Source organism: Nocardioides humi, from assembly GCF_006494775.1.
GTDB classification, from domain to species: Bacteria; Actinomycetota; Actinomycetes; order Propionibacteriales; family Nocardioidaceae; genus Nocardioides; species Nocardioides humi.
This window is the reverse complement of the sequence record NZ_CP041146.1, coordinates 827,206-844,330: the sequence shown is the minus strand read 5'-3', so window position 1 is coordinate 844,330 and position 17,125 is coordinate 827,206. Positions and strand designations below refer to the sequence as shown.

The window sequence follows — 17,125 nt, the reverse complement described above, 5'->3', positions numbered from 1 at the left end:
CCGCCTGCGCCGCCTGCGCCGCCTCGGAACGCGTGGTGTGCGCGATGAGCGCGGCTCCATCAGCGTCTGGTTCGCCACCGCGTCCTTCGTGATGATCATCCTCGTCGGGATGGCCGTCGACCTCGGCGGCAAGGTCCACACCCAGCAGCAGGCGCGCAGTGCCGCCGCCCAGGCCGCCCGCACCGGCGCCCAGGAGGTCCAGGGCTCCACCGCGGTGCGCGGTGAGGACCTCCGGGTCGACATCAACGCCGCCAAGGCCGCCGCCCAGGACTACCTCCACGCCGCCGGCGTGGAAGGAACCGCGCGCGTCGTCAACGGCGACACCCTGATCGTCACCACCACCGACACCTACACCAGCAAGTTCCTCGGGATCATCGGCCTGGACTCCATGCAGGTCACCGGGGAGGCGTCCGCGCGGCTCATCCGCGCCGAAGGAGGCATCGAGAGATGACTACGCCCACCCATCCCACCATCGGCCAGCGACTCACCGGCCTCGCCGCCTCGCTCGCCGTGCTGGGCATCGTCCTCGGCCTGCCCGCTCTCTTCCTCGCGATCGGCGCCAGCCCGATCCCCGACCAGATGCCCACCCTGGGTGGCGTCAAGAACGCGCTCCTGGCGCCCGACGACGGCACGCTCGTTCTCGGCCTGTTCAAGGTGATCGGCTGGGTCGCCTGGGCGTTCATGGCCCTGAGCCTTGTTGTGGAGGCCATCGCAGCGCTCCGCAAGGTCCAGGCACCTCAACTGCCAGGTCTGGGTAGGCCCCAGGCCGCAGCGCGCGGCCTCATCGGTCTGGCCGCACTGCTGTTCATCGCCGCCCCCATCGCCACGCAGGCGGCAACGATCAGTTCGGCCGCCGCGGCCCCGGCGACGGTGGGGCACGTCACCGCCGGCGCCGACCACGCCTCACAGCAGGGACCCGCCCGCCAGGACGTCAAGGCCGAGACGACGCAGGAGCGCCAGGGCCCCAAGACCGTCGACCACGTCGTGAAGCCGGGGGAGAGCCTTTGGTCGATCGCCGAGGACCACTTCGGTGACGGAGCCCGCTACAAGGACATCGCCGAGCTCAACCGCGACCTGCTCGGCACCCAGCCGAGCTTCCTCGAGCCCGGATGGGTGCTCAAGCTGCCGGCGCCCACCGACCCAGTCCCGGCGCACGTCTACACCGTGCAGCCCAGCGACACCCTCAGCGACATCGCGCAGGACAAGCTCGGAGATGCCGACCGTTGGCCGGAGATCTACAAGGCCTCCACCGCGATCACCCAGCCCGGCGGGGTCCAGCTGACCGACCCCGACGTGATCGACGTGGGCTGGAAGCTCAACATCCCCGCCACCGAGACGCCGGTCGACGACCGGCAGGACCAGCCGCAGCCGCGAGGGGACAAGCCGCAGACCCCAGCGGAGCCCAAGGACGAGCAGCCGCCGGTCGACTCGCCGGCCGAGGAGACCCCGCCGGCCACCCAGGAGACCCCGGCGCCGGAGACCGCCACCCCCGAGGTCCCGCAGACCGAAGAGCCGGCGGCGCCGGTCGCCGACGTCGACCAGGTCGACGACACGGACGACTCGATCCTCGAGGCACCCTGGGTCCTCGCCGGCCTCACCGGCGGGGGCGTCCTGCTGTCCGGAGCCCTGCTCATGGCCCTGCGGTCGCGCCGGCGCTCCGCCTTTCGGAACCGGCCGCCCGGGCGCGCGATCGCCGCCCCGCCGCCCGAGCTCGCGCCGGTGGAGATGACCCTGAACGCGACCGGTTCCGCCGCGGCCGCCACCGTGGAGTTCGCCGACGAGGCCCTGCGACGCCTCGCGGCCGCGGTCGGTGCCCAGGGCACCACGATGCCGCCGCTGGCAGCGGTGGAGCTCGGTCACGGCAAGCTGACGCTGCATCTGAGCGCTCCGGCCGCCGTTCCCGCTCCCTGGGTGGGCAGTCCCGACCAGACCCACTGGCAGGTCACCACCGACACCGCGTTCGAGGACCTCGGTCCCGACACCGGCAACGTCGAGCCGCCCTACCCGCTGCTGGCCACCATCGGCATGAGCGACACCGGCGAGACCTGGCTGCTGAACTGCGAGGAGCTCTCCACGCTGACCATCAGCGGTGACCCCACCTACGCGCGTGACTTCGCCCGCCACCTCGCCGCCCAGCTGGCCGTCAACCCGTGGTCGCGTCGCGTCCAGGTCGACTGCATCGGCGTGGCAGAGGAGACCGTCGCTATGGACGAGCGGATCAGCTACTACCCGACCGGCGCGGCCGGGACGCCCGCGACCGCGGAGATCCTCGCCGCGGCGGTGACTACCGTTGATCGGGCGAAGCGACACGACACCGATGTGTCCACGGGCCGCACCGGCAGCGTTGACGACGACACCTGGCCCGCGCGGATGCTGCTGCTGGACGCGGCGGCCGGCGACCCCGACGACCTCGAGCAGCTGCTGCAGCTGGTCAACGACCACGTCGGTCAGTCCGCGACCTCCATCGTGGTCGCCGGCGAGCGCCCCAACACTCCCGGTGCGGCGCTGCACATGACCAACACCGGCCGCGTGATCCTTGAGCACGCCGACCTCAACCTGATCGCGGTCGGGCTCACCAGCGACGAGGCCCGCGGCTGCGCCCTGGTCTATGCCCAGAGTGAGACCCCGGAGTACGTCGACACCCCGGTGGACGAGACCGCCACCGACGGCTGGGAGGCCTACACCGACTCCTCCGGGGCCCTGCGCCGCGAGTACACCCTGCCGCGCAACACCCCCGAGGATGCCGTCGACGAGCCGATGTCCTCCCTGCTCGAGGGCGAGGACGAGGAGTACATCCGCGAGAGCGCGATCGTGCAGGAGGACCTCGAGGCCCTGGCCCCCAAGGTGCCCGCGCACGTCCGCGCCGAGGTCGAGGAGAAGGACCCCACCCTCGACCAGGACATCGCCGACTGGTTCTCAACCGACTGCGACCGTCCGCGGCTCACCCTGCTCGGCCCGGTCGCCGCGCGCACCCACGGCAAGGCGCTGGCCAAGCGCAGGCCGTACTTCACCGAGCTGCTGGCCTTCCTCGCCCTGCACCGCAAGCACGGCGCCACCCGCGAGCAGATCCGCGACGCGTTCTCGATCTCCGACGGCAAGGTCCGCGACTACACAAACATCGTGCGCGACTGGCTCGGCCCGAACCCCCGCACCGGCGAGGACCACCTGCCCTACGCGGACAAGGCACCGGCGGCCAAGGTCACCGGGGTCAACGTCTACCAGGTCGACGACGGACTGCTCGTCGACCTCGACCTCTTCCTCCGCCTCCGCAAGCGCGGACAGGCCCGCGGCGGAGCCGAAGGTGTCGCGGACCTGTGCACCGCGCTCGAGCTGGTCGGAGAGGCGCAGCCGTTCAGCCAACTGCGTGAGGAAGGGTGGGCTTGGCTCGCCAACGAGCCCGACCGCGTCGACCTCATGGCGGGTGGCTGGATCGCCGACGTCGCCCTCATCGTCGTCACGGAGGCCCTCGCCGCCGGCGACCTGGTGAAGGCCCGCTCCGCGGCGTACGTCGCCAACCGGGCCGACCCCGACGGCGAGAGCACCCGCCTGTGCCTGGCCCACGTCATGAAGGCCGAGGGCGACCAGCTCGAGGCCGACCGGATCCTGCGCGAGGAGATCTGCAACCGGTCCGACGACGGCGACGCGCCCATGGAACTGTCGGAGCGCACGAAGACAATCATCCGTACGCACGGCTGGCTCGCGAGCTGACTCGGGGAAGGGAGCACCAGCACGTGGCAACGTTCGACCAGGAGATCACCGGCCGCTACGCCGCGGCCGGCGCCGACCACGCCGACCTTGACGCCCGCCGCGTCGCCCGGGCCGTGTTCGTGCGCGACACCATCCGAACCCTCTACAACGCCGACAAGAAGTTCGGGTTCGACCCGGCGGACAACGGCTCGCTGGCCGAGCTCGTCGACGCCGCCGAGGAACACCTCGAGCACATCGCCAACGACGTCAGCCAGCGATCCGTCATGGCCCCGCCCACCCACAGGAGGAGACACCGCATGAGGAAGCACCACTCCGCACTCGGGGGAGTGGCCCTCGCCCTCGCCCTGGCTCTCACGGGCTGCGGCGGCGACGACAACGAGCCCACGGTCCAGGAGACCCCGAGCCAGTCCCCGTCACCGACGCCGCCCACCGCCTCGCCGACTCCGAAGACAGATGAGGAGAAGGCGGCCGCACAGCTGACGAAGTACCTCGAGGCGCGCGACGACTTCTACCGTGCCGTCACGATCGACTTCAAGCGCCTCAACCCGGTGGCAACGGGGGACGAGTTCCTCAAGATCCAAGAAGCTGTTGTCACCCTCAAGCGGTACGACATCAAGGTCACGGGGGAGTACGTGCACACGCTCGCCGAGCCGCGCCGCCGATCGGACTCGATGATCCTCATCATCGACTGCGAGGATCGAACGGATGTCGTGGAGCGCAACAAGGACGGCAAGAAGATCAAGCACACCGATCCGAACGGTGACCCGCTGCGCAACCCTGTCCCGATTGAGTACACGGTCGTTCGCGACAAGGGCGCGTGGAAGGTCTCCAACTCCGACGTCAAGTGGGATCAGTCATGCTGAGGCGAATACTCGCGCTCGTGCTGGCGGTTCCCGCGGCGTTCGTAGTCGTCGTCTTGACCGCCACGAGCGCGAGCGCGGACTGCCAGGAGATCTACAACCCGGAGACGGGTCAGTTCGAGCTCGACTGCTCGGATGGGGGCGGTGACCCAGGGGGTGGCGGCGAGGAACCTGGTGGGGGCTCTTCGACCTGCAACTACAACGGTCGGGAGATCCCGTGCACCGGCCCGATGGGGTCCGTGTGGAGCAGCGTCCACGAGTGCTGGATCGGGCCGTCGGCTGAGGAGATCGGCGACAAGCTTGAGCCGCCTCCTGGTCAGACGAACGAGGACGGTGCGTGGCGTATGTGCTTCTTCCCGCCGCCGGGATCATCGTGGGAGTACACATGGGTGCAGACCGGCGAAGTAGGAATCGATCCGGTGGTGCTCGCCAACCGGGCGATCGCCTCAATGGATCTGGACCCCATCAAGATCGGCATCGTCCCCGAATCTGCACCGAACCGCGCTGGTCTGGTTGGGCTGCCGGTGTGGATGTGGGTCGACAGCCCGACCGACGACACGTTCGGCCCGATCACTGCATCGGCCAGCGAGGGATCGGTCTCGGTCAGTGCCACCGCCAGCGTCTCCAGCATCGTGTGGGACATGGGGGACGGGACGAAGGTGAACTGCACCGGCAAGGGCACCCCGTACGCCGATCACTACGGCAAGCAGGACTCGCCGACCTGCGGGCACCGCTACGCGAAGATGTCGACGGACCAGCCCGAGGGCGCCTACCAGGTCACTGCCACGAGCCACTGGGTTGTCGAGTGGACCGGTGGTGGCCAGTCCGGAACCATCGAGTTCGACCTGACCACCAACCCGCTGCCGATCCGCATCGGCGAGGCACAGGTGCTGACCCAATGACGTGGCAAGGGCATGAAGAACGTCTGGGGTCGCCTCACCGAGCTCCCGAGGGTGTGAGTTCGTCGCCGAGCCGGCGGTGGTCGTGGAGGGCGAGCTCGACGACCACCCGGCCGAGTGGATCGCACGTATGGCCCGCGACGGTGAGGCGATCGTGGCCGCGGAGAAGCAGGGGCCGGGCGGCTTCCTCGACCTTCGCTGGGTGGAGCGCCACCTGGCACCTGAGCGGCGTTCCGGTCGCGACCTACATGAGCCCACGCGGCGTCGGCGTCACCCCCTAGCTCCGCGTCAGAATCAGGTCCCCCATCCTCGAGTATGGACGGGGGCCTGTTCTCGTTTCTCCGGCGGCATAGCGGCGGGACGGCTCGGGCGATAGCCGGCCCGATGGGGTGCCCGATGCAAGGGGAAAGCCCCAGGCGTCTCGGGTCATGACGGGCTGCGCTCCGACATCGCGGCGAGCGAGCTCGCCGACTACTGCCTCCACGCCCTCAGCGCGGCGGCGAAGGCACCAGATGATTCCGCGGCGACGCGCTTGGTCGAGCTGACCATGCGTTCGCTCCGTGCCGATCCAGAGGTCTCGTAGCGCACCCGACGAGACGGTTAAACCTGGTCGAGGAGCGCTGCGAGTTGCCGGCGCGCTGCCGTCGTGCGCGCGACCTCGAAGCAGACTCGGACGACTGCCGGTTCGGTACGGGCGACCGCGTCTAGGGCAACATCCAGGAGCTCGCATGCTTCGGGATCCAGTGCAGCGGCCTCGAGGTGCTCGAGCTCCTCGGCGGTGACGGCACGCGTCCGTGCCGCTCGGACAGCAGCCGCCGCCTGGGAGACGACGTCGTGAACGGCGTCGCTCGCGAGGCTTGTGATGACGTCGTCGAAGTGTTGCCAGTCGCTGGGCGGGTCGGGCGTGACCGAGCGTCCTTGAGCCCGCTTGGCTTCGGCCAGCATGCGTACGTCGGGGCTGGTCGGCGTCTTCTTCGCGGCATCTCGGATGTGGGCCTGCATGGCTCCGGCGTTGGTCCGGCTGCTCGTGTCTCCGCCGAGGGCTTCGCGAAGATGGTCGCGAACTTGGCAGCGCAGGTCGTCGTCGATTTCGCTGAGTCGCATGACGAGCGGAACGAGGTCAGGTATCGCCTGGGGTGCGGGATACTCCACCACCTTCATTGCCAGGCCCATGAGCTGTTTGAGACGCCGCGGCCGAGAAGCAGCCATGCCGTCATCGAGCATGTCCCAGGCGAGGTAGGGCCCGACGGGGGCGATCGAGGAAAACCTGTCGGCGACGCCGTCGTCGAGGCTCGCCACTAGTTCGAGCAGGGCGTCGTGCTGGTGGGTCTGTGGCTCGGCGAACAGGCGGCCGGCTGCGAACAACCAGGTGTTGCGCCAGTGCGGGCTGGGGGCCAGGGCTCGCAGGCGATCCAGAACGACGTCGAGTTCGCCCGTCGTGATGCGCCGAGCTGCCATGAGTTCTTGAAGCGAGCGCACGTCGAAGCCGTAACCGTCTCCTCGTGGGACTAGCAGGACCAGGCGATGTGTTGCGGCGCGAACGATCCGTTCGAGGAGCTGCGCATCCTTGCCTGACGGCGAGTAGCCCTCATCGGCAAGAACGTGCCAGGCGATCGCGGAGAGGTCTTCCTCCGACATGAATGCTGTTCCTCCGTCTGCGGATTCGCTGCGGCGTTGGAGCTCGAGGCCGACGCGTTCGTGAAGGTCGAGGACCTGCGGAGCGTGCTCGCGCAAGAGCTCGGCGAATCGTGTGTTCTCCTTGGTCTGTTCGCGCCGAGCAACGACGTCGTAGTACCGCCAGAAGAGGTTGAATCGGTCCGGGTCGAAGGGGCCGGCGCCCTCGGCGATGATCGACATGATCTGCACCTGGAGCGGGGTGCGCAGCAGGTGCCGCAATGCGTCGTTGTTGGCGGCGTCCTTCAAGATGCCGTCCACGCGCGCGATCCTGGCGCTGTCGTTGCGTAGGCGGATCTGGGTGACCAGATGCCCGTAGGCGAGCGCTTCGGCGGTCTGTAGATCGGTGAGGTCGATGCGGTCAAACTGCTCAGCCGACATCTCGTCGACGTAGCCACTCGGGCGAGTCGTGACCAGGACGAACACGTCGGAGTCGTCCGCTTCTGCATCCGCGACGAACTCGTGCACTGCGCCGATGACCCACTTGCGCACGGCCGGTTCGGAAACCTCGTCGAGCCCGTCGAGGGCGACGAACCATGGCCAGGTGTTCATCCACTCCTTGAGCAACCACGGCTCGAGCTTGCGGGTGTAACCCTGCGCAGTGAGGTCCTCGGCGATCCAAGCGAGCAGCGACTGTCGGCCGCCGGCGACGAAGCGTTTGGCGAACTCGGCCAGGTCGACCCGCACGGCCCACCGCCGGTGGCTGGGCAACGCGCGCTTGAGAAGCCGGAGCTTTTCGGGCTCTTCTGACTGATCCGTGGGTCATCGGCCGGGCAGGGCGGGTCGGTGGCCGCCGAGGTTGAGCATGGCCAAGGCGATGAGGGCGTCGGGTGAGCGGAACCCGAAGGCCATCCTGGTGATCAGCCGGATCTTGGTGTTGACCGACTCAACCAGGCCGTTGGACAGGCCGTGCTCGATCGCGGCGAGGATCTCGTCGCGGTGCTTGGCGATTCGCTGCTGGATCTTGACGAAGGACTCGATCCGACAGCGTCGAGCCCACGCGATCCAGCGATCGAGGGCATCAGCTGCTTCGTCGGGCGGCAACCGGAACACAGTGCGCAGGCCCTCCTTGAGGAGGTAGGCGCGGTAGAGCCTCGGGTCGGTCTTCGCGATCCAGGCAAGCTTCGCCTGCTGATTCTCGGTGAGGTTCTCAGGGTTCTTCCACAGCGCGTAACGGGCGTTCTTGAGGGCTCGAGCATGACCGGTGGACACGACGAGTCGACGACCAGCCGCCCACCCGTAGACCTTGGTGTTTCCAGCGCGACGGGCCTGGTTCCAGGCGTCGCGGCGCACGGCGTCGAGGGCGTCAGTCGCCCAGCCGACGACGTGGAACGGGTCAGCACACCGCACAGCCTGGGGACATCGCTCGCGCACGACGTTGGCGATCCACTCTGCGCCATCAGCGGTGACGTGGGTGATCTGGGCGCACCTGCCTTCGCCGGAGGCTTCCAGGGCGTCGAAGAACTCCTCCATCGTGGCGCGGTCGCGTCCGGCCTTGGCCCATACGAGTCGGCCGGTGTCGTGATCGACCACGACGGTCAGGTACTTGTGCTTGCGCTTGTAGGAGATCTCGTCGATCCCGATGCGTCGCAGGCCGGCGAACGCGTCGATCCCTTCGGCGGTGTCGGCCCAGACGCGGGTGATGATCGCTCCGACGGTGCGCCACGCGATCCGCATCAGTTGGGTGATCGCGGACTTTGAGGACTGGGTCGCCAGCCAGGCGACCTGCTGGTCGAAAGCGAGCGTGTGGCCGGCGGCGTGTCGTGCCCACGGCACCTGCCTGACGGTCGGCCCGTGGGTCGGGCAGTTCACGCGCGGCGCGTCTGCCTCGAGAAACACCTCCACGGTGCCCAGGTCCAGGCCGCGCCAACGGCGGCGTCCTTCGCCGGGGTCGTACCAGGAAGCTCGTGTGCCGCATCGACCACACCGGCCGCGGGCCAGCTCGTCGTGGTCGCACATGCGCGACGACCACCTCGCCTACTTCGTCGAACTCGATGTCCTCAATGACGGTCTTCTCGACGCCCAAGAGGGCGCGCCATAGGCTGGCGTTTCGCACGCCGTTCTCCGCTCTGCAGTTTCGGTTCTAGACAAGCCAGAAACCTAGAGCGGGAGCGGCGTGTGGCCGTTCAGGCGCGGTCAGCGACCCACGGAAGAGTCACAAGAGCCGCTTTTCGGCGGTTCCGTCGATGACGGCGCGGTGGTCGTCGCCGAGGTTGTTGGCGTCGGCGAGCATGGCGGCTCGGTAGGCCTGGACGAGGAAACGGGTAATAGTCGTCTTGCCGTTGCCCGGCGCGCCGGTCAGGACGATGTGGCGAGGCTTGGGGAGGGTGGCGATCGACGGCTTGAGCGCGTGCTCCCCTCGGTCGAGCACGTACTGAACGGCACGCGCAGCTTCATTGGTCGAGCGCACGCGGACCGGTAGGTCAACCGCGATCCGATCCAGCGGCACCCCGCCCCCGTCACCGCCGGCTTCATCGAAATAGATGTTGCGGTCTCGGACCAGCGAGTTCCGTGCATGGATCTGCAGAGCGGGTTCGAGGTCCTTGGCGGGCAGGTCAGCGCGCAGTGCCACCAAGTCTGCGAGGACGTCACCGGTGGTGAGGAAGCCGTCATAGGCGCGCCGGACACCGTCGTGGATGTCGAACCAAGAGTCGACCTGGTTCCCGTCGATAAGGCGCCACTTCTTGAGTGGCTGCAGACGCTGCCTGCGAGTCTGGCGCTCGTAGCGTCGGGGACCGTCGTCGAGACTGCGGTCATTGAGTTCGGTGAAGAAGCCGGAGATCTTCTCCTCGACGTAGGCGAGGCCCCCGTCCACAGGGTCGGGTGAGAGCCGTACGTTGGAGACGAAGACGAGATATTTCGGCACTTCCAGACGGTTCGAGTCCGGGTTGGCCCACTCGTTGAGCTCGTTGCGGATCTGGTCCCACAGCCATTGCGCGTCGGCCTTGGTGCCCAGCGGCCGCTCCCTGTGCTTGACCTGGAAGACCGTATGGCCATCCCAAGCTTCGCCAGGCTTCTCTGGAGTCCCGGACCAGACGACAACTCCGCGCGCCTCCATGTCGCGGCCCCCGTCCTTGCCGCGCCCGAGTCGGCGCACGACAGGGCCGAATTGGGCGATTACGAGAGCTGCTGCGGCATCCTGAAACCCCAGCGGTCCGAGGCGCTGCAGGTCATAGGTCACTTACGCAAACTCCGTTCTGGTCTCGTGCAACCTAGCCGCTGCGTCCGACATCCAGGCGCCTGATCGGCCAGGTTCCAGCGGGTCCACGATGCTGCCATCCGGCAGCGGTCAAGTCCGGTGAACCGGCCCTACTGGCCAGAATGTCTACCGAACCAGTGTTCTTGAGGCGAAAGTTCGATCGCCTCGCTTTGGCTGCATCTCGACAATCGGTGTCGAGATGCAGGGAAGATTGACGACGCGCCCGCGGGACAGTTTGGCGAGATCGGTCGATAAGTGGCTCGTCGTCAAGGTAGGCGATGGGCCCCGCCTCGTGGCCACGGCGGCCCGTCCGAATGGGGCCCCTTCACCGGAACACATCACCGGACGGGATAGACGGACGCCGGCCAGAGGCGCAGGCACGCTGGCCTGCGACATTCCCGTGGGAGGTTCCGCCTCCGAGACGATTGAGAGACTGCCCGGCGGTGGCTCAAGCGTGGCAGTCCGGCTCGTTGCCTACAGGTATCGGCACACCTGGTCGGCGGGGCAGCTGTCTGGTTCCGCGTTGCGGGCCTCCTTGCGCAGTTGGGCGAGGGTGTCGCGCAGCTCGACCAGCTGTGCGATCTGGGTGTCGAGGTCGGTGAGGCGCTCGGCGAGCAGGTCGCTGACGTGTCCGCAGGGTGGTGTGCCGCTGTCGCGGATGGTCAGGATCTGCTTGATCTGGGCGAGGGTCAGGCCCGCTGCCTGGCCGCGGCGGATGAAGTCGAGTCGAGCGAGGGCATCGGGCGTGTAGTCGCGGTAGCCCGAGGGGGTGCGATCGGCGGGCGGCAGCAGCCCTCCCTCCTCGTAGAACCGCAGCGTCTTGGTGGTGGTGCCGGACGCCTCAGCCAGTTCACCGATTCTCATGGAAGCCGACTCCTTCTGGGCTTGACCTTCCCCTGTACTGGAAGGTCCAGTATGGCCCTGTACCCAGATCCGAACCAAGCCCCGGGAGGCTCGCACATGCCCAACACACAGGTCGACCTCGCGATCGTGGGGTCCGGCGGCGCCGCGTTCGCGGCCGCGATCCACGCCACGAAGCTCGGCAAGTCCGTGGTGATGATCGAGCGCGCCAGCCTGGGTGGCACGTGCGTGAACACCGGTTGCGTGCCGTCCAAGGCGCTGATCGCTGCGGCCGAGGCACAGCACGTCGCGCTGGACGCCGGCCGGTTCCCGGGGATCACCGCCTCGCCGGTACCCGTGGACATGCCCGCCCTGGTGGGAGGCAAGCAGGCGCTGGTCGAATCGATGCGCGCGGAGAAGTATGCCGACGTGGCCGCGTCCTACGGCTGGCCGATCGTGCAGGGTGACGCGACCTTTGCCGGCACGGGCGACGCCCCGACCCTGGAGGTAGCGCGGGCCGACGGCACCACCGAGACCGTGGAGGCCGAGCACTTTCTGCTTGCGACCGGCTCGCGGCCCTGGATCCCGTCGATCCCCGGTCTGGCCGGACCAGACGACCCCAGCGGTGTCGAGTACCTGACGTCCACCACAGCGATGGCGCTCGACGAGGTGCCCGAGTCGCTGCTGGTGCTCGGCGGCGGGTACGTGGCGCTGGAGCAGGCGCAACTGTTCGCCCGGCTCGGGTCGAAGGTGACCATGCTGGTGCGGTCCCGGCTGGCCTCCCGCGAGGAGCCGGAGGCGTCGAAGGCGCTGATCGGGGTGTTCGCCGATGAGGGCATCCGGGTGGTCCGGCGCGCCACCGTCGACGCGGTACGCCGTGACGAGGCCACGGGTGAGGTGGTCGCCACCGCCACGGTCTCCGGCGGGATCCAGGAGTTCCGGGCGTCCCGGCTGATGGTCGCGCTGGGACGGCGCCCGGTCACCGACGGCCTGAACCTGGAGGCGGTCGACGTGAAGACCGGGGACCTGGGCGAGATCGTGGTCGACGACCGGCTGGCCAGCTCGAACCCGCGGATCTGGGCCGCCGGTGACGTCACCGGTCACCGCGAGTTCGTCTACGTCGCCGCATCCCACGGCACGATGGTGGTCGACAACGCCTTCGCCGACGCCGACCGGGAGGTCGACTACCGCCACCTGCCCCGGGTCACGTTCACCAGCCCCGCACTCGGCTCGGTCGGGATGACCGAGGCCGAGGTCCTGGCCGCTGGTATCGAGTGTGACTGTCGGGTGCTGCCCCTGGACTACGTGCCCCGGGCCCTGGTCAACCGAGACACCCGAGGCTTCATCAAGGTCGTCGCCGACGCCGCCACCGGGCAGATCCTCGGCCTGACCGCGGTCGCCAAGGACGCCGGCGAGCTCGCCGCAGCCGGGGTCTACATCCTCGAGGCCCAGATGACCGTCGATCAGGTCGCCCACCAGTGGGCGCCTTATCTGACCATGGCCGAGGGCATCAAGATCGCCTGCCAGTCCTTCACCACCGACATCTCCCAGCTCTCCTGCTGCGCCTCCTGACCACCCGAACGTCCCGGAAGGAACCACCCTGATGACCGCTCTCAGCCAAGACCTCAACGACCGCCTGGTCTCCCCGAACGAGTCCGGGCTTGATCCGGCCCTGCTGGTGCCGCTGCTGCGGTTGCTGGCGGATGGTGAACCGGTCGCGATCAGCGACCTGGCCCGGGCGGCCGGGCGCAGCGTGGAGGCCACGCTGGCCGCGCTGGCGGCGACGCCGGAGACCGAGTACGACGACGAGGGCCACATCGTGGGCCAGGGCCTGACGCTGCGGCCGACCCGGCACCGGTTCACCGTGGACGGAGAGGAGCTCTACACCTGGTGTGCCCTGGACACGCTGATCTTCCCTGTCGTCATCGACCGGGCGGCGAGGATCGAGTCGACCTCCCCGACCAGCGGCGGAACAGTCCGGGTGACCGCGACGCCCACCGGCGTGACCGCGGTCGAACCGGCCACCGCGGTGGTCTCCCTGGTCAACCCCGAGGACCTGACGTCGATCCGGTCGTCCTTCTGCAACCAGGTCCACTACTTCACCTCCGCCGAGGACGCCCAGCCGTGGCTGAACGCCCACCCGGGAGGCGAAGTCCTCCCGGTGGCCGATGCCTACCGGCTGGCCACCGATCTGACCGCCACGATGCTCGACCGCGCCACGGCCGGAACCGCACCGGCGCCGGACGCCACCGGGAAGCACCACTGCTGCTGACCACTGCCACCCCAGACCCACCGACCAGAGACGACCAGCCAGCAAGGGACCAACCATGTCGAACAACAACAGGCACGAGCCGCCGGACCGGACCGACGGGTCGGGGCCGTCCGGGGTGCTCCTCGGATCCGGGGCGGCCCTGTTCATGGTGGTTTGCTGCGCGGGGCCGGCGCTGATCGCAGCGGGCGCGCTGGGTGTCATCGGAGGCTGGCTGGGTAGCCCCTGGCTGATCGGTGCCGCCCTCACCGTGCTCGCCGCCGCCGTCCTCTGGACCATGACGCGGCGCCGTAACGGCTCAGATGCCGCCGACTGCTGCAACCCTCCTCAGCTCAGCCACACCGATCTCCCCGAGTCCACCCGAGAGGACCACTGACGTGCTGCTCCGCCCTGCCGATCCCCGCACCCGCCGCAAGCGACCCGCCCTATTCATCGCCACGGTCGGGACCCTGCTCGCAGTCTCCTTGACCGGCTGCTCACTGTCGAAAGACCAGCAGCCCACCTCGGCGACCCAAGGCAATTCAGTGTCCGGTGCGGGGTTCACCGCGCAATCCGTGGTCGGGGAACCGATCAAGGTCCCCGGCGGGCGGCCGACGGTGTTGCTGTTCTTCTCCGTCGAATGTGGCGGGTGCGGTCCCACTGCGAACGCGCTGGCCAAGGTGCAGGCCGATGACCCAACGGCGGCCAACTTCGTCGTCGTCGACGTGGCCGCGTACGAGACTGCGGGTGACATCGAGAGGTTCCTCAACGGCTACGACGCTAGCGATGTCGGCTACACGATCGACAAGGACGGCGGCCTGACCGCGGACTACGAAGTCACCCAGCTGAGCACGGTCCTGATTCTCGACGCCGACAACAACGTGACGTTCCGGGCGGTCGAACCCTCAGCCGACACCATCCGCACGGAGCTGGCCAAGGTGACCGCCTCGTGAACGGACTGCTCGCGCTCGCCTTTGCGGCCGGCATGCTCGCCCCGGTCAACCCCTGCGGGTTCGCGCTGCTGCCCGCCTGGTTCACCTACACCATCGGCGACACCCACGATGCACCGACACCGGTGCGGCTGGCCCGTTCGCTGCGGGCCGGTGCCGCCCTGACCCTCGGGTTCGCCGGGACACTGACGGCCATGGGCATCGCGGTCAGCGCCGGCGCCCACGCGGTGATCGGGGCCGCACCCTGGCTGGGCCTGGCCATCGGCGTCGCCCTGGTCCTTGTCGGCGTCGTCATGCTCGCCGGCCACGGCTTGGGGGTCCGGCTTCCCGCCATGCACCGCGCGCCGCGCCCCGGTGCGCCGGGAACCGGTCGGATGGTGGGCTTCGGCGTCGGCTACGCCGCGGCCTCGCTGTCGTGCACCTTCGGTGTCCTACTCGCAGTGATCGCCCAAGCCCAGGCCACCGCGACCTTCACGGGCCTGCTCGCGGTCTTCGCCGCCTACGCGCTGGGGTCGGCCACGATCCTGCTCCTGGTCGCGGTCGGTACCGCGGCAGCGGGCGCGGTCCTGATCCGCCGGATCGCCGCGATCGCCCGGTACGCCACCCGGATCACCGCCGTGGTGCTGCTCGTGACCGGCGCCTACCTAGCCTGGTACTGGTACCCCGCCGCCACCGGCGACGGAAGCCGCAGCACCGCTATGACGCGGGTCTCCACCGCCGCCGCCGACTGGCTCGAGGAGCACACCGCGGGCGTGGCCTGGCTCAGCATCGCGGCGGTGCTGACCGTGATCGCCGTCGGAGTCCTCCACCGATACCGCACCTGCGCCACGCACTCTGCGAACAACACCGCCATCACCCACACGCCCGATATCGACTCCTCGGCCGGGGACTGCTGCGCCCCAGGCGCAGGCCCCGACGAGCACAAGGATCAAACCGATGCGCCGGCTACCAGTCACCGCTGAGCGCGCGGGTGCCCGTGCCCCAGGCTGGGCACCGCGCTGGGCACCTGGCTGGGCTCGCAGGGCGGCGGGCTACTCAGTCGCTGCTGGCCTGGGCGGCCTCGGCGCGCTCTCGACCCTGCTCGGCGCGGGCCTGTCCCTGGTCGGCCTGTGCTGCGGCGGAGCGGTGCTCGCCGGCGGCGCTGCAACCGCCGGCACCGCAGGAGTCGGGACAGCCGCCGCCGGCGGCCCGGCGAGCTGGCCATTCTTCGCGGCGGGCGCCGCGCTGGCGGTCGCGGCGTGGCTGGTACACCGTCGAACCCAGCGCCGAGGCTGCCGCCCACCGACACGGTGACGCCGCCCCGCGACGATCCTGAACGGAGAGTTCGATGACCGAACGCTACGACACCCTGGTGATCGGCGGCGGCATGGCCGGGCTCCCCCTGGCCCTGCGTGCGGCCCGGCACGGGAGTGTCGCCTTCGTCGAGAAGGAGAGGCTCGGCGGGACCTGCCTGAACCGAGGCTGCATCCCCACAAAGACGATGATCGCCTCGGCTGCCCTGGCCCACCAGATCCGCCGGGCTCAGGAGTACGGCATCAAGGTCGCGGCGCCCGCCGTCGACCTCCCCGCCGTCGTGGCCCGCAAGGACGCGATCATCGACACCATCCGCAACGGCTCCTACAAGGCGGTCGCCAAGGCCGACCGGCTCGACCTCTACCCCGCCGAGGGACGCTTCGTGGCACCTCGCCGGCTGCGGATGGGCGGCACCGAGATCGAGGCCGACAAGGTCTTCCTAGTCACCGGGATGCGAACCACCCGCCCACCCATCGACGGCCTCGATACGACGCCGCACTACACCTCGCGCACCCTGCTGGACCTGACCGAGCTGCCCGAGCACCTGATCGTGGTGGGCGGCGGCTACATCGGTACCGAGTTCGCCCAGATGTTCGCCCGCTTCGGCTCCCGGGTCACCGTCATTCAGCGTGCCGACCGGCTACTACCTGGCGAGGACCCCGACATCTCCGCAGCCATGGCGGCCGGATTCGACGCCGACGGGCTCACCGTGCTCACCGCCACGACATGCACCGCGGTCGAAGGCGAGCCCGGTCGGATCCGGGTCGGCTGCCAGGGCGACGAGTCCGGCGAGATCACCGGAACCCACCTGCTCATCGCCGCCGGCCGCACCCCCAACACCGACCACCTCGGCGTGGAGCACCTCGGCCTCGAGCCCGACGAGCAGGGGTTCCTGCCCGTCGACGACCAGCTGAAGACTCCTGTCGAGGGGGTGTGGGCGCTCGGCGACATCCGCGGCGGCCCGATGTTCACCCACACCGCCCGCCACGACGCCGACATCGCCTACCGCACCACCTTCCGCAACCAGGACCGCTCCATTGCTGGCCGGATCGTGCCGCACGCGGTCTTCACCGACCCCGAGGTCGGTTCCGTCGGGATGACCGAGCCGGCCGCCCGGGCCGCCGGCTTCGACGTGCTGATCGGCCGACAGGACTTCACCGGGGTCGTCAAAGCGCGTGCCATCGGCAACACCCGCGGCCTGGTCAAGTTCGTCGTCGACGCCGCCACCGACCAGATCTTGGGCTGCCACATCGCCGGCCCCGAGGGCGGGAACCTGGTCCACGAGGCGGTTATCGCGATGACCTGCGGCGCCAGCTACAGCGACCTCGCGAACGCCATCCACATCCACCCCACCCTGGCCGAGGGGGTCAACACCGCTGCTGGCGGCGTCCACCGCGAGATCGGCACCTGACGACTCGGCGCTCTGCGCGTGATGCGTTTGGCCACCAAGTTGA

The 17,125-nt window shown here is 69.1% G+C and carries 14 protein-coding genes and 1 pseudogene; 10 read left to right on the top strand and 5 right to left on the bottom strand.

Features of this window, described 5'->3' with window-relative positions; genetic code table 11:
* The first annotated feature begins 37 nt into the window (after nt 1–37).
* Genes FIV44_RS04115 through FIV44_RS04100 form a run of 4 tightly spaced genes read left to right on the top strand, consistent with a single transcriptional unit; the run spans nt 38 to nt 5,470 of the window.
* Nucleotides 38–451, top strand: coding sequence for a TadE/TadG family type IV pilus assembly protein (locus FIV44_RS04115; protein ID WP_246086799.1), 414 nt, complete (start codon nt 38–40; stop codon nt 449–451).
* Nucleotides 448–3,708 (top strand): LysM peptidoglycan-binding domain-containing protein, encoded by a 3,261-nt coding sequence (locus tag FIV44_RS04110; RefSeq protein WP_141003372.1) that lies wholly within the window; start codon nt 448–450, stop codon nt 3,706–3,708. Before FIV44_RS04115 ends, FIV44_RS04110 begins: the two co-directional genes overlap by 4 nt.
* Nucleotides 3,709–3,731: 23 nt before the next feature.
* Nucleotides 3,732–4,571 carry a hypothetical protein gene (locus FIV44_RS04105; protein ID WP_109691876.1) on the top strand — a complete coding sequence of 280 codons (840 nt, stop codon included), beginning with the start codon at nt 3,732–3,734 and terminating at the stop codon, nt 4,569–4,571.
* Between the two features lie 17 nt (nt 4,572–4,588).
* A complete protein-coding gene (locus FIV44_RS04100; RefSeq protein ID WP_141003371.1) occupies nt 4,589–5,470 on the top strand; it encodes a hypothetical protein in 882 nt (293 codons plus the stop codon).
* Between the two features lie 597 nt (nt 5,471–6,067).
* Here FIV44_RS04100 and FIV44_RS04095 read toward each other — a convergent pair.
* The 4 genes and pseudogenes from FIV44_RS04095 to FIV44_RS04080 all read right to left on the bottom strand — a co-directional run bounded on the left by FIV44_RS04095 (nt 6,068) and on the right by FIV44_RS04080 (nt 11,204).
* Nucleotides 6,068–7,828 (bottom strand): NACHT domain-containing protein, encoded by a 1,761-nt coding sequence (locus tag FIV44_RS04095; RefSeq protein WP_141003370.1) that lies wholly within the window; start codon nt 7,826–7,828, stop codon nt 6,068–6,070.
* 75 nt (nt 7,829–7,903) lie between these two features.
* Nucleotides 7,904–9,197, bottom strand: a pseudogene (locus tag FIV44_RS04090) (ISL3 family transposase).
* Between the two features lie 99 nt (nt 9,198–9,296).
* Nucleotides 9,297–10,322 (bottom strand): DEAD/DEAH box helicase family protein, encoded by a 1,026-nt coding sequence (locus FIV44_RS04085; protein ID WP_141003369.1) that lies wholly within the window; start codon nt 10,320–10,322, stop codon nt 9,297–9,299.
* A gap of 492 nt (nt 10,323–10,814) precedes the next feature.
* The gene (locus FIV44_RS04080; protein ID WP_141003368.1) at nt 10,815–11,204 is read right to left on the bottom strand and encodes a heavy metal-responsive transcriptional regulator; all 390 of its coding nucleotides are present in this window, start codon (nt 11,202–11,204) and stop codon (nt 10,815–10,817) included.
* 96 nt (nt 11,205–11,300) lie between these two features.
* Here FIV44_RS04080 and merA point away from each other — a divergent pair, with 96 nt between their 5' ends.
* The 5 genes from merA to FIV44_RS04055 are packed head-to-tail and all read left to right on the top strand — an operon-like array spanning nt 11,301 to nt 15,340.
* Nucleotides 11,301–12,752, top strand: coding sequence for a mercury(II) reductase (gene merA, locus FIV44_RS04075; RefSeq protein WP_141003367.1), 1,452 nt, complete (start codon nt 11,301–11,303; stop codon nt 12,750–12,752).
* 31 nt (nt 12,753–12,783) lie between these two features.
* The gene (gene merB, locus FIV44_RS04070; RefSeq protein WP_141003366.1) at nt 12,784–13,452 is read left to right on the top strand and encodes an organomercurial lyase MerB; all 669 of its coding nucleotides are present in this window, start codon (nt 12,784–12,786) and stop codon (nt 13,450–13,452) included.
* 55 nt (nt 13,453–13,507) lie between these two features.
* Nucleotides 13,508–13,825, top strand: a complete 318-nt coding sequence (locus FIV44_RS04065) for a hypothetical protein (RefSeq protein WP_141003365.1) — start codon at nt 13,508–13,510, stop codon at nt 13,823–13,825.
* A 1-nt stretch (nt 13,826) separates the two neighbouring features.
* Nucleotides 13,827–14,381, top strand: a complete 555-nt coding sequence (locus FIV44_RS04060; protein ID WP_141003364.1) for a TlpA family protein disulfide reductase — start codon at nt 13,827–13,829, stop codon at nt 14,379–14,381.
* Nucleotides 14,378–15,340, top strand: coding sequence for a cytochrome c biogenesis CcdA family protein (locus tag FIV44_RS04055; RefSeq protein WP_141003363.1), 963 nt, complete (start codon nt 14,378–14,380; stop codon nt 15,338–15,340). The genes FIV44_RS04060 and FIV44_RS04055 overlap by 4 nt, the downstream gene beginning before the upstream one ends.
* A 73-nt stretch (nt 15,341–15,413) precedes the next feature.
* Here the strand turns inward: FIV44_RS04055 and FIV44_RS30215 are convergent, their stop codons facing one another.
* Entirely contained in the window at nt 15,414–15,629 is a 216-nt protein-coding gene (locus tag FIV44_RS30215; protein WP_181410976.1) for a hypothetical protein, read from the bottom strand.
* Nucleotides 15,630–15,705: 76 nt separating this feature from the next.
* Here FIV44_RS30215 and lpdA point away from each other — a divergent pair, with 76 nt between their 5' ends.
* A complete protein-coding gene (gene lpdA / locus FIV44_RS04045) occupies nt 15,706–17,082 on the top strand; it encodes a dihydrolipoyl dehydrogenase (RefSeq protein WP_141003362.1) in 1,377 nt (458 codons plus the stop codon).
* Nucleotides 17,083–17,125 lie beyond the last annotated feature (43 nt).